The sequence below is a fragment of the Shewanella violacea DSS12 genome, from assembly GCF_000091325.1.
In the GTDB taxonomy this organism is placed as follows: Bacteria; Pseudomonadota; Gammaproteobacteria; order Enterobacterales; family Shewanellaceae; genus Shewanella; species Shewanella violacea.
In genome coordinates, this window is the sequence record NC_014012.1 from 3,416,905 (window position 1) to 3,430,392 (window position 13,488).

Sequence of the window (13,488 nt, forward strand, 5' to 3'; positions counted from 1 at the left end):
CTTACTCTCCCCGGGGTAAAGTAATCTCTTCCCTGAATGTCTCATCGTGATTGAGCACCATCAAGTTAAGCTCACCACGCTGCAACTCCTTTGGTACATGCACATCTCTAGTTCGACCCGCAAGAATGGTGAAATTCGCCTTGCATAAAGCTTTAGCGCTCTTCTTAGCAGCATCTTTTTCGCACTGATCGATTACGATATTTATTAAGGTATTGCCGCTATTTTTCGCCGTAATAATCTCACCTTTATAATCGAGATGATATTTAATTTTGCTCTCCTTAGCCGGCACTATGTAGTAGGGAGAGAAACCAAACAACATATCAATTTTTGACTGCTCTTTACCATCTGTGCTGTATGAGACTGGTTGAATATTGATCTGGTAGACCCTATCTCTGTCGGTCCCGCACTTAGCGCCACAGATACTTTCAACCTGGATCTCTTTAACCATATTAGGTTCAATCACAAGTTTCGATGGCTTAGTCGCTATCTCCCATGAATCTAGATTCTCTCTGGTATAGGGAGTCTTGATAATCTTATTATCAATAATCTCAACTTTAGACACTGAGGTTTTCAAAAAATAGGTGATTTTATCGGTATTATCTAAAGTGAACACCCCTGCCTGACCGTCTGGATTGGTTAGCATAAGGCTACTGATCGCCATAGCTTGAGTATCAAACACGGATAAGGATAAGAAAATAAACAGTAAACTTTTAATAGCATTCATACTTTAATTCCAGTTATTTACAAAATTGTTCTGTCTAATGAGGCGTTTTGCCTTGAGACATAATTCACTTAATAGGATTTCTTGTTTTGCCGTTAGGTTAGACTCATTGGTAACATAGGCGTATTGACGCTGGCCTAAGGTGCGGATTATCACAGACAAGCCGACATCATCGAGTTTTTGTCTTGTAATAAGCAGTTCGGTTTGATTCGTGAAAGCCCCAACGAAGTAGTATTTCTTATCACCTATAGTGACGCCCTTGGGTTTATTGTCACTTCCATGGCCGACCGCTTGCTCATGATCTAAGCCCGGAAGACAATAGTTTTTACCCGTATTAACGATATAGGTAGAATCTAGATCTAGGCTCGGAGTCAGGCAAGTTTGATGCTGTGAAACCAGTTGATAATTTGATCCCGCGATGACAGATATCTTAAATACCCCCTCGGCTAACCTTTCAACATCGACGCAACCTACGCCGACACATTCGACATTCGCGATAGCTTGGTTATTCACATCATCGAATGAGGAGATAAAGGTCTTAATTTTTACCAGTTCTATATCCAGGGAAAGCACTGTGCCAGGCAGGCTATACCCCGACGTTTCATGGGCTTGATCACTGATATAGTTCGATGAGTCTGTATCCAGGTGAACGCTAAGGGACTTATAGCTATCGACGGGGATCACCGTATCTTCTCTAACTATATTTTCGTTGTAACTTAAACTGCTACCCTTATAAACCGACAGCAGACCACGGTGGGTATCTGCACCACCTTGGTTATCGGCGTCGACAATGATGTAGGCGTCACTTTTCTGTGAGGTAAAATAAATCTCGCCCTTACCCGAAAGCACTTGGGTACTGTCCATGCTCGTATTGATCGTTCGGGTGCCATCAGAGCTGATATAAGCATAGGTATCAGACATAATATGCTCATCCTGATAGCTGATGTTACTCGAGAAGTCTGAATTCATATCATGATCTATACTTGTGCCGTTATAGCTGACCCCAAGTTCATTGTTCATCGACAATGAATCACCAAATTGCACATCCTTGGAGACACTATTTCTGAACTCATCCATCCCCAGAGGGCTCATAGAAACCGAAGAATTTACACTCCAACCGGTAGCAAATGGCACAGTCCAGAGTACACCGGCATACCAATCATCGTCATCGCCGAAACTATCCCCCCCCTGGAGAGTCGCTGACAGGTTAATCATAGAGTCGGCAATAAATGAATGAGAGTAACCGGCACTTACCGACCAATAATCGCTCTGAGTGACAAGTTGATCCAAGACACTTTCTTCATCCAGCTTATTATTGACATAAAGCAGGTAGCCTTGACCATCCCAGAGATTAGAGGAGATATTGACATTGAGACGCTCATAGCCGGTATTGGATAGCATATAATTATCCAATCCATAATCACTGTCCGCCGAGTCGAACTTCTCATAACCTAGGCCAATGTTATAAAAATTAGCGTTAACCGCAATAAATCGGCTGCCATTAGAGTAGGAAGAAAATTTTATCTGAGCCGTGGAGACATCATTAACTGACTGTTTAAGACCGAACTCGGCCATAGTGCTATCGGAATTAGATAGCAGGCGCGCGCCAACCATACTGCTGTCGGTTAACTGATAGGACGCTTTTCCCTCGACAAAGTTATTAGTGTCCAGTTCTAGCCTTTGAGTCTGGCTATAGGTCTCGAGATATTCATCCAATCCCAGTCCGTTTCCATGGGGTTCGATACCATCGTAGAGCAAGCTATCGCCATAGTGCCCATAAGCTAACTTGCCTTGGAGCGCCTTGAGGTTACGACTCTGACTATCGCTAGGCTCATCTACATCTTCATATCTGTCATTTAAAATACCCGCAGAGAAACTGTAATCAAATTCCCCCTTGTTGAGTGAGAAAGCCGTGTTATTAAATATCTGCTGCTGCTCTCTTAGAATCTCACGACCAGCCGATATCACGACTATCGTTGCCGTATATGAACCATAAGCGAGATCGCGAAAGGCGATACTCTGCTGTCCGGCATCGACATTTTGACTATGAATTAAGTGACCATCACGATAAACCTCGATGCGCCCCTTGTTGGGCAAAATATAGAACAAACGTCTGTTATTTTGCTTGCCGCCATCGATCAAATTTTTTGAGGAAGAGTAATTAATCACATCCTGGGAGTATCCACCCGACAGGTCCATAAATGAGGTGGTATTTTGCTCATAACCATATTTGAAGTGACCCAATTGAAAGCGGTGATTTCCGCTCTCATAGTCATAGGATAGCTGCTCTGCCTCAAACTTATCGCTTGAAGTATCGGCGTAGATACTCGACTTGATCGAGCCATACTTTAAGCCCACTAAAGTTTCATCTCGGGTTATAACCGATGAGCCACCATCACTGAAATAGTGATAGTTTACATTAAGGCTATTTATGGCCCCATAACGCTCGTTAGTGGCATTATGGAACGTCTTAGCCGTCTTATGACTGTCTATTAAGCTTACATTGATAAATAACTTAAGATGTTTCTTTTCAAAATCATAAGTAAAAGCATAGCGCTCTGGCATCAGGTTACACTCGGACACCTTGCCTTGGCACTCTTGTGAGGTTTCTATGTTATTCATGGCCGAGACTATCTCGGCGACAGACTCTTTTTTAACGTAAAATCGCGCTAAATACTGCTCAATAAGTCCCTGACTGGATGTGTTTAACGAAGCTGAAGTTGGTGTAGAATTAAGTTCAATAGAGACTTGCTCGGGGGCACTGGCTAACTCAAAGCTAAAGCGCTCGGTGCTACCAGCATACATATCGGCAAATTCTGCAGGGATCTCAATGCCTTCACTCTCTACCGAAGCATTGACGGGCTGTGAAAAAATAGGATTAAGGCTGGAGGAGAGACAAAATATAATCGATAAGGCTAGTCTTTTATATCTCATATATCTAATGCTATGCTCATCTTGATGATCCCTTTGCAGTAGTCATCTTTGAAGGTTACAGCTTCAAATTTAAGATCCACATCGAACTTGCTGTACTTCCCCACACGGCCTACACCGTCAAATCCCAGCTCACTCAGACCTTCACCTACCTTGATCTCTTCACCATCGACTATCACAGTGACTAAATCTTGGGTTTCAGTCGCGGCCCCTTTCACATCATAACAAGCAGATTCATTCTCTATCAGGTTAAGGGAATAAGAATTTAGTGGATCGCTTTTAGCGATAGAAGTTCCAAGTAGCAGCACATCTGAAATATCATTAAATTTGTAATTGTTAGCATCGAAATCGAGAAGCCAGTTCTTTTTTACAAACTCAAATTTAATAATTTCTCTGTCATAGAACTTATCCAACTCTATCTTGGTATCGACATTGAATTCCTGTTGCTTATTTGATGAAGATATATCAAGAGCCGAGGCATCATTCGCCGCAAACAATAGTGATGCGATAAAAATAACATTTGAATGTGTCATGAATGCTCTTGATATATCAGGCAACTAATTCGCGAAAATTAGATAGCTTTCGATGAGTTGATAACTGTGTGAACTTCGATGTTCTGACCTGGGATCAGCTCAGCACCCATAGAAGCCACAACGCTCTCAGTGTTTTCTGTGGTAAATGACACTGTGCCTGTGCTTGCGGTAATAGGTACAGACTTGTCCATCTGAGTACCTTCCATCTTAACAATGGTGCCAATACCGCTCGTATCTAATGTACCAATGACAGTATCTAACGAGGTCATTGTCCAGTCTGCATCAGGAATAATGTCACCAACGGCTTCAGCTACTTCACCTTCCATAAAGCCACCTTCACATGTACCTTGTTCAGGTGTACTACCATCTGCACAATTACGATAATGAAGCTCTAGTGAGATCTGAGCAGACGTAAATACACCCGTAGTGTTTTTAACATCTAGTCCAGCAGAATCGATATAAGGCAGGTGACCCGATGGACCTGTAATGATCACACCTTCACCAGATATTACTGTAGGAACAATACCTTTCCAGTGTAGTGTAGTCGTTGCATCGCCAGCAAACACCGAACCCGAAAGTGTGATCAGCGCGAGAGGTAATAAAATTTTTGCATTCATAACGAACATCCTTTGTGGGTACATTTATTCTTTGTTTCTTAGATAAAAAGCTGTGACTAAGATTAGATAGCTTTAGATGAGTTGATCACGGTATGAACTTCGATGTTCTGGCCTGGATTTAGCTCAGCGCCCAGAGAATTCACAACACTCTCAGTGTTTTCTGTGGTAAATGACACTGTGCCTGTAGAAGCTGTTACGGGAACAGACTTGTCCATCTTAGTGCCTTCCATCTTAACAACCGTGCCGATACCAGTAGTATCTAATGTACCGATCACTGTATCTAACGAAGTCATGGTCCAGTCTGCATCTTGAATAATGTCACCAACGGCTTCAGCAACTTCACCTTCCATAAAGCCACCTTCACAAACACCGGCCGTAGCTGAGCTACCATCGGCACAATTGCGGTAGTGAAGCTCTAGTGAGATCTGATCAGATGAAAATACACCCGTTGTATCTTTAACACTTAACCCAGCTGAGTCGACATATGGCAGATGACCAGATGGGCCAGTGATGATCACACCGTCACCAGGTATCACAGTTGGTACGACACCTTTCCAATGCAATGTAGTTGTTGCATCGCCGGCAATCGCAGCACCTGATAATGTGATTAACGCTAGGGGTATTAAGATTTTTGCATTCATTATGAACATCCTTTGTGGGTACATTTATCATGACTTGTTGAAATAAGTGACTGACGAGACATGAATGACTCCCTAGCCACTTGCAAGCATGTGTATTAGATAACTTTCAAGAGTGCATGTTAATAGTTGCAGAAATCATCAACAGGTCAATACTGGAATTTAAAAATCAATAACGCCTACCAAGCTCTAAAAAGGCAGTAATATCAAACACAAAAGACAAAACAATGGATCGGAAAAAATGATAGTGAGCTATCAGCCTGATTACTGAGGAGGTAAATTTAAGCCTGTACGGATAACGGGCCAGCAAGGTCAGATAAAAATAATGGCAGCCTCTAACCTAGAGATCTGCCATTAATTAATGAAGTAAATAAGAGGTTATCTAGCCCTTGACCAGAGTTAAGCTAGTAATCATATTTATCGATACGTCCATTGTTATCAATATCTTTATTACCATCTATGGGCCCCCTATGATTGTGTTTATACTCTCCTATGATATTGCTATAGGGCGTGTAACGGCTGCCTGTATGGGCGCCTTGGTACAGATATTCAAATGCATCATCGACATTGTCTCCATCACTGTCAGACAAGATAGGTTGTGAGCAGTATTCCACCTTATTATTGGCATACTTGCCAGGCAGATGGCTACACTCGTCGAGCTCCTGCTCGGTAGAAAAACCGTCATTATCTAGGTCCACCAGATCATGAAGCTCAGGCCTATCATCAAACTTATCTTCAGGGTACACACTTATGCCTGTGTCCTTGGCTGGCACCACGGCACCATTCATCTTAAAATCTAAGTAACTGCAACCCGATAGGATATAGGGATATGTTATATTTTCAGTGTCGGGATTGTGACACTCAAAAATTGAATCTACGCGTTTAAGTGGATTGATAAGATGCCAATGCTTTAAATTTTCACTTTTATAACCACGAGAAAAATACGTACTTTTACCTTGCCCGCTAGTTTCGGTGCGAACGCTATAGGAGTTGGCCGAGTCACCTATGATATTACTTCTATATTCCTTCTCCTCCTCATGAAAACCAGCTTTAGTTAAGCTGAACAACTTATGTTTCATAAGCAGTAAAACCGCATTTGAGGTATTTTTATAAAATTTTACTTCACACTTATCTTTATGATGAATATCGTGAAAGTTCAGGGTTAAATCTAGCCACTTACCATCTGGTTGCTGTTCTCTGTGATACTGTGCGTAACCATCAAACTCTAATTCATCATCGTCATCATCGTGATCCCTGTCATCATCGTCGACTTGATGCATATAGGTGACAAAGTTAGGAGACTGCTGATAATCATTCACCCTAGTGGCCACTTTTTTGAACTTATATTTAGCACCGTCTCTGTTTTTACCCTCGAATAAAACGTACAGCTCCCCCTTGTTCGTTAACGCGGCAATTCCTGTCTGTACCTGGGTCGTTTTAACCGGAGTGAGATTACGGTCATTAAACTCCTGGATAAAGTCTAAGTAGAAGTTATCTTTCCCCTTATCCTCTGGGGCACTATGATAAAAAAATGCATCGCCAGGCTCATCCGATGCCTTCATACAATAAAACGAGCCATGGCTCTTGGCATTCCAGCACTGCACTCGAGTATCTAGATAGGGAGTAAAGTCCCACTCATCTAAGGTTGCAGAGTAGCAATCTATGCCGTAATAAGTGGCGGTGCCATCGTTAAAATGTACCACCGCCGAGGTAATACCAAAACTCTCAACCGACGCGACATCGGACAGATGCAGCTGATTAAACTTATCGGTGAAAGCGGAGTAACATTGGTTAAATGTGCCAGATACTTGATTAATAGCACTAGACTCACCCGCTTCATTCACCACATAGATAATGCCGCCATAGCCTAGGGCTCGGTCCGCATAGGTTAGGCCATAATAAACTCGGTCAGTTGCAGGTAGCACGACCAATGAGTCCGTAAAACCTTCGGCGCCGAAAAGAATAGTCTCCTTGGTATTTAACGATATTTGATAGTTACCAAAACCAATATTCTTAATGCCTGTCGCGTATCCCCCATTGTTTTCCATGTAAGGAACAAGCTCATTTTTAAAGGGATTCATTAACTTATCATTGCCACCAGCCCCTAGTGTTCCGTCACCGAAGAGCTTTAAGAAACCATTATAAGAAAACTCAATTTTCCCAGCTCTGCTCTCACCTGTGTTAAAGGTGATAGTCCCGGTACTGACACCATCCACCTCATGATCATAAACGGTGTAATTAACCACAAATTGACCAGGATTTTCAGCCTTAAAACTAAAGCGGGTATTGGATACATCATTTGGATTCACTAAGGCCACATTGGCGTTATAGACCTGAACGCCGACTAATTGAATCTGGTCACCCTCCTTGTCTGTGACTAAAGGGCCGACTCTGGGAAAGTTCATAATATCTACACTAATGAATTCACCCACAGGCACTAAGCGATCATAAGTCTCATCCAGTGTATGGGGCGCAGTATTGGTCTCTCCCGATACATCTATATTGATAACACCGGTAAATATCAGTTGGTTATCATCGATCACTGAATAGGTTACCCTAGTTAAACCCAACTCAACGGCCCGGTAGCTAAAGTATCCCTCATCCGTGATATCTGCGGTGCCGCTTCCCATAACGACCGTAGAGGCTTCAAATTTAGGATTAGTCATAGGCAGAAATTCAGCGGCTAGCTCATCCTGAATGTTGAAGACAAGCGAGTTACCCACGGCGACAGATTTACTGAGTTCAGGCAGTAGATTACCTAGAGGGATTTCAAGGCCCTGCTCTGCAGCCATCTGTTTAGCACTTTTAGAGATGAACACCACAGAAGCCAGGCCAGAGGCATGCTCTACTCCATCTGTAATGGTATATCGATAATCACAATTCACTGAGTTTTTTGGTGAAACGGAGAAATCCAAGCCTGTTTCGATGACTTCTACCACCCTGCAATCGGCTATATTGCCAATTGCCTCTATGTTACTCAGAATCAGACTCTTACCCAGTTTAGAGCTGACATAGGTAGATAGATTAAAGGTCAATGATTGACCTATATCGTCAGGTAAGATCACTGACTTTCTAAAATCCATCGCAATCACAGTTTTCTCGACTGGAGGCGGTGGAGGAGGCGGTGGTGGCGCTATATCACCATCACTGTCTGAGCCTCCACAGGCGCTGAGCATTACGAGTGATAGTAATATGGATATGTGACAAAGAAATCTCATTGAAAACCCCATTAAAAAGCTATTCTACAATCCTGCGCCTGATACTATTTCGCCTGTTCACTTAATAGGTTCCTAAATTATAAAGATGCTTTAATCTGCGAAATTTTCACCAATTTAAGTACAGCTAAATGATTTATAGCGATTGGTATCTAGACAAAAATTGGAGTTAACACAATAAGAAAAGAAACAGGCGAGACAATTTCTTGCAGATTTTAACAATTGGAATCTAGCTTCTACAGGGCATGTTAAGAATTAGAAATTTAATAATGCCTATAGAAGCTGAATAATGAAGTCATTCAGAGAGATTTACGCACTAGAGACGAGTCTTAATCTAGTCATTAAGTCTGTATGCGCCTTTAACCAAGCTATGAGACCATGATGAGAGAATAAATTATCTCTGTTAATGCTGATAAGCTTACGGATCCCTTCGAAAGCATTCTTATGCTCACTTTCAACTTCCGCCTCAACATTAAAACCAAAATTTACGTATATTTGTTCCGTATTTTTATCTCTGACGATAAAGAAGATCTCTTTTATCTCAGGTTCAAGACATAACACCTTAAGCAAATACAAACAGATATATTCCCACCACTGGAAATTAAAGCGCATCATAGAATGAAACAAGATCACCTTATCGCCACCGGCTGTGACTTTGCGAGGGCTATTATAAAAATCTCTAAACTCCCCCCACAGCTCTTCTCTCTCGTAAAGATTATGAACAGACAACATAGCATGAGCATATAAGCATTCATCTTTACCTTCACAAGTTAACATATGCAGTGAATGCTTCTCTTGTAAGGTGATCAAACGCTCGCATCTCTGTTGTACATCGAGATGGTCGAGTTTAAAAAATCGGCGACTACTATCACAGATCTTCTGTAATTTACTCATATCAGTCAAAGACTGAGTCCCGGAGTAATGCTGAAAGCTGGCATTGGGAATGGGATAGAGAGCACTCTGGATCAGCGCTTGTTGATCGTAAGCATGAGCTTCTATACGCGTCATTTGATTTATCTTAGTTTTAGACAACTTCAAATCTAATTTAACCAGATATTTCATGACATCATAATGAGCGAAAGATAATAAGTGAATAATTCGCAGGGTAGAGGGCATAGAAACGCCACGCTCCCAGCGGCTGTAGGTGATAAGATCGAGATTAACAAAAACTTTATGATGCAAAGACAGCTTTTCAACCATCTCAGCCTGAGTACATTCAAGTTCTGTACGGATCTTTAACAATAAAGAAAATAGTCCCATTTATCTCCTATGTAAAACAGAGGGAAAGGCGTTTTACGACCTTACTATCTGAGAAATATATCAAAAATTATTGATGGCATGGGAATTTATAGACTATTTATATTCCAAAATTTGAACTACATCTCTAAAAGCGCCTGTTTTATCATCTCAATTTATCCTCTAAAACCCACAGACATGATATTAATACTCATTAGTATTAAACCCTAGCGAGTGTTTCTAGCTAGGTCATACTAGAGAGCCAACACCTTGAATCCAGATGTGCATAAGCAGTCTTTCTCGTTTTCATAGGCACAGTCGTTATACTCGTAAACTAAACCTAGGGCGATTCGATTATTATCTACCGCCCAAAGTTCACTTGCTATCACATCGGCCAGTGGCATTTTATAATTTGTCACTGCATCCTTCTTCTGAGCGCTGCTTAAGGATCTTAATCAATGAAAATTGTTATCGCACCCGATTCATTCAAAGAGAGTCTGAGTGCCATGGACGTAGCCAATGAGATAGAACGCGGCTTCAAATCTGCCCTCCCCGATGCCGAGTTCATCAAGGTGCCCCTTGCCGACGGCGGCGAAGGTACGGTGCAATCTATGGTCCATGCTACCAAGGGCAGCATTATCGAACTCAATGTCACCGGCCCTCTGGGAAACAGAGTCTGTGCTCACTACGGGATCTTAGGAGATGAGTTTATTGGTCACGGTCAAACCGCCATCATAGAGATGGCGTCGGCCTCGGGCCTACATCATGTCTCAGTCGAGAAACGCGATCCCCGTATCACCACCAGCTATGGCACAGGCGAGCTTATTTGTGATGCCCTCAACCGGGGGATCACACGCATTATTATTGGTCTAGGTGGCAGTGCAACCAACGATGGCGGCGCCGGGATGGCACAGGCATTGGGTATTCATCTGCTCGATGGATCAGGTAAGGCCCTGAAGATGGGCGGCTTGGCATTAAACCAGCTGCATACCATAGAAATGAAAGCTCTCCACCCTCTCATTCAGCAGTGCAAATTCATTGTGGCCTGTGATGTCGACAATCCCTTATGTGGTGACCAAGGTGCCTCTGCCATCTACGGCCCGCAGAAAGGGGCAAGCCCCAAGATGGTAGCCAACCTGGATGCCGCCTTAACTCGATATGCAAACATCCTTACCAAGACTAAAATTCATGGTATAAAAATACTAGATAAGCGTGACGAGCCAGGTGCTGGCGCAGCAGGAGGCATGGGGCTGGGCGTGATGGCATTCCTAAACGCCACACTCAAACCTGGCATAGATATCATCATGGAGACACTTAAACTCGAACAAAAAATGGCAGGCGCAGACTTAGTGGTCACGGGAGAAGGTAGACTAGACAGCCAAACCCTCCACGGTAAAGCCCCTATGGGGGTCACACGCATAGCCAACGCTCTGAATATCCCAGTCATCGCCATAGCGGGCTCCGTCAGTGATGATGCTAATCTGCTACTTGAACATGGCATTGCTGCTATTTTCTCCATCACTCCCAGGGCCCTTCCACTGAAAGATGTATTGGCCAATGCTAAACATAATGTATTTACCACCTCACAAAACATCGCCGCCCTTCTCGCCTTGAAAGCCACGATAAAAGGCGTCTGACTCGTAATTAAATACTCAGTCTTTGACTCTTTATAGTTAAGTGATAGGAAACATTTATCCTCATTAGTGCCAATGGGTATTACTGTGATTTAGTTCCGAGATTTGACACTATCCATACCATTCCCAGGTATACATTTAACTTTGCTACTTGATGCGCTAAAGCGCATAAAGTAAAGTGACCCCCCTTTGGAATAACTGCAATTAATAGCAGCTCCTAATGAATAGAGTGATAGCTAAGAGATAACCATGTCGATGACACCCAGACGAGCCACAGCTTCGGAAGAGGCATTATTGCGCATCTTCACAGTACCAGAAGCCCCTGATTCTACATTAAGCGTCATCGAGAAAAACATATCGCAAAACTTAATGGGCTTCTTGCAAGAGAGTGTGGTTGCCGTCGAAAAGCCTTTATCTGAGATAGAGCTAGATTTCCAACAGCATCAAATCCCCTCTGCGCCTCAGTTTGTCTCAGACTATGCCGATGAGATGATGAAGACCTTAGTGGCGCACTCGGTGCATACGTCATCCCCTAGCTTTATTGGTCATATGACCTCGGCTCTGCCTTACTTCGTCTTACCTCTGTCTAAGATGATGGTCGGGCTTAACCAGAATCTGGTAAAAATTGAGACCTCTAAAGCCTTCACGCCACTGGAACGTCAAGTCTTAGGCATGATGCATCACCTGATCTACAGTGAAGATGATAAGTTTTACAAAAACTGGATGCACAGCGCCAACTACTCCCTCGGAGCATTTTGCTCAGGCGGCACTATCGCTAACATCACAGCCCTATGGACTGCACGTAATCAGCTGCTCAAGGCTGACGGAGATTTCAAGGGCGTTTCGGCTCAAGGCCTGATGAAGGGACTGCGTCACTATGGCTATGATGATTTAGCCATCTTAGTCTCCGAGCGTGGTCACTACTCATTGGCGAAAACGGCAGACCTGCTTGGCATAGGCCGAGATAACATCATTCAGGTGCCCACATCCAGTGACAACAAGGTCGATGTTGATAAGATGCGCGCCATGGCGAAACAGCTTGATCTGGACAATATCAAGGTAATGGCCATAGTCGGTGTTGCTGGCACCACAGAAACAGGCAATATCGACCCCTTAGACGAACTTGCCACACTGGCTGTAGAGCTTAATTGCCATTTCCACGTCGATGCGGCTTGGGGCGGCGCCTCATTATTATCCAACAAGTACCGCCACCTGCTTAAAGGCATAGAACGCGCCGACTCTGTGACAATCGATGCTCACAAACAGATGTATGTGCCCATGGGTGCGGGTATGGTGATTTTCAAAGACCCAGCCTTTGCCAACGCCATCAAACACCACGCCGAATACATATTACGCAAGGGTTCTAAAGACCTGGGAAGTCAAACTCTGGAGGGATCGCGTCCTGGGATGGCCATGCTGGTCCATGCTTGCCTGCAGATCATTGGCCGAGATGGTTACGAGATTTTAATCAATAACAGTCTGGAGAAGGCACGTTATTTCGCCGAACTAATCCATGGCCAAGATGACTTCCAGCTGGTATCTGAGCCCGAACTCTGTCTGCTCACCTATCGCTATGTGCCTAAATCGGTACAAGAGGCGATGCAAGAGACAAGAGAGAGTGGTAACACTGAGAAGTTAATTGAATTTAATAGCTTACTCGACGGCCTGACTAAGTTTGTCCAGAAACGTCAACGAGAACAAGGCACCTCATTTGTTTCCCGTACTCGTATTAACCCTGAGAGCCGCGCAAGTCTGAATATCCAATCTGTGGTGTTTCGAGTAGTACTGGCTAATCCCCTCACCACCCGTGAGATATTGCAGCAGGTCTTAGCCGAGCAGATAGAGATAGCCCAACAAGATAACGAGTTCTTACCGCAACTCTTGGCTCTCGCCTCTAACTAATCTTATAAAGCCTAGAAAACCAAGAAATAGAAGCCGTTTATCAAACGGCTTCTATTTCTCT

Annotated in this window: 10 protein-coding genes; 2 read left to right on the top strand and 8 right to left on the bottom strand. The window is 43.4% G+C overall.

Annotation, left to right across the window (positions count from 1 at the left end):
* Position 1 precedes the first annotated feature (1 nt).
* The 8 genes from SVI_RS14200 to SVI_RS21550 form a co-directional block, all read right to left on the bottom strand.
* On the bottom strand, positions 2 to 724 hold the full coding sequence (locus SVI_RS14200) for a fimbrial biogenesis chaperone (protein ID WP_013052282.1): 723 nt from the start codon (positions 722 to 724) through the stop codon (positions 2 to 4).
* Positions 725 to 727: 3 nt separating this feature from the next.
* A complete protein-coding gene (locus SVI_RS14205) occupies positions 728 to 3,655 on the bottom strand; it encodes a fimbrial biogenesis outer membrane usher protein (protein ID WP_013052283.1) in 2,928 nt (975 codons plus the stop codon).
* Positions 3,652 to 4,185, bottom strand: coding sequence for a hypothetical protein (locus tag SVI_RS14210; protein ID WP_013052284.1), 534 nt, complete (start codon positions 4,183 to 4,185; stop codon positions 3,652 to 3,654). The genes SVI_RS14205 and SVI_RS14210 overlap by 4 nt, the downstream gene beginning before the upstream one ends.
* Before the next feature lie 38 nt (positions 4,186 to 4,223).
* Positions 4,224 to 4,802, bottom strand: coding sequence for a hypothetical protein (locus SVI_RS14215; RefSeq protein ID WP_041419971.1), 579 nt, complete (start codon positions 4,800 to 4,802; stop codon positions 4,224 to 4,226).
* Positions 4,803 to 4,864: 62 nt separating this feature from the next.
* The gene (locus SVI_RS14220) at positions 4,865 to 5,443 is read right to left on the bottom strand and encodes a hypothetical protein (protein WP_013052286.1); all 579 of its coding nucleotides are present in this window, start codon (positions 5,441 to 5,443) and stop codon (positions 4,865 to 4,867) included.
* 401 nt (positions 5,444 to 5,844) lie between these two features.
* Positions 5,845 to 8,658: a hypothetical protein gene (locus tag SVI_RS14225; RefSeq protein ID WP_013052287.1), complete on the bottom strand. Its 2,814-nt coding sequence runs from the start codon at positions 8,656 to 8,658 to the stop codon at positions 5,845 to 5,847.
* 306 nt (positions 8,659 to 8,964) lie between these two features.
* Positions 8,965 to 9,915, bottom strand: a complete 951-nt coding sequence (locus tag SVI_RS14230; protein WP_013052288.1) for a hypothetical protein — start codon at positions 9,913 to 9,915, stop codon at positions 8,965 to 8,967.
* A gap of 230 nt (positions 9,916 to 10,145) precedes the next feature.
* Positions 10,146 to 10,310 (bottom strand): hypothetical protein, encoded by a 165-nt coding sequence (locus tag SVI_RS21550; RefSeq protein WP_013052289.1) that lies wholly within the window; start codon positions 10,308 to 10,310, stop codon positions 10,146 to 10,148.
* Positions 10,311 to 10,349: 39 nt separating this feature from the next.
* Here SVI_RS21550 and SVI_RS14235 point away from each other — a divergent pair, with 39 nt between their 5' ends.
* Positions 10,350 to 11,528 (top strand): glycerate kinase, encoded by a 1,179-nt coding sequence (locus tag SVI_RS14235; protein ID WP_013052290.1) that lies wholly within the window; start codon positions 10,350 to 10,352, stop codon positions 11,526 to 11,528.
* 246 nt (positions 11,529 to 11,774) lie between these two features.
* Positions 11,775 to 13,427, top strand: a complete 1,653-nt coding sequence (gene panP, locus SVI_RS14240; RefSeq protein ID WP_013052291.1) for a pyridoxal-dependent aspartate 1-decarboxylase PanP — start codon at positions 11,775 to 11,777, stop codon at positions 13,425 to 13,427.
* Positions 13,428 to 13,488: the final 61 nt, after the last annotated feature.

Coding starts and splice junctions, on each gene's coding strand:
- SVI_RS14215 (WP_041419971.1), bottom strand. CDS start 4,802: ATGAATGCAAAAATTTTATTACCTCTCGCGCTGATCACACTTTCGGGT.
- SVI_RS14230 (WP_013052288.1), bottom strand. CDS start 9,915: ATGGGACTATTTTCTTTATTGTTAAAGATCCGTACAGAACTTGAATGT.
- panP (WP_013052291.1), top strand. CDS start 11,775: ATGTCGATGACACCCAGACGAGCCACAGCTTCGGAAGAGGCATTATTG.
- SVI_RS14210 (WP_013052284.1), bottom strand. CDS start 4,185: ATGACACATTCAAATGTTATTTTTATCGCATCACTATTGTTTGCGGCG.
- SVI_RS14235 (WP_013052290.1), top strand. CDS start 10,350: ATGAAAATTGTTATCGCACCCGATTCATTCAAAGAGAGTCTGAGTGCC.
- SVI_RS14200 (WP_013052282.1), bottom strand. CDS start 724: ATGAATGCTATTAAAAGTTTACTGTTTATTTTCTTATCCTTATCCGTG.
- SVI_RS14225 (WP_013052287.1), bottom strand. CDS start 8,658: ATGAGATTTCTTTGTCACATATCCATATTACTATCACTCGTAATGCTC.
- SVI_RS14220 (WP_013052286.1), bottom strand. CDS start 5,443: ATGAATGCAAAAATCTTAATACCCCTAGCGTTAATCACATTATCAGGT.
- SVI_RS14205 (WP_013052283.1), bottom strand. CDS start 3,655: ATGAGATATAAAAGACTAGCCTTATCGATTATATTTTGTCTCTCCTCC.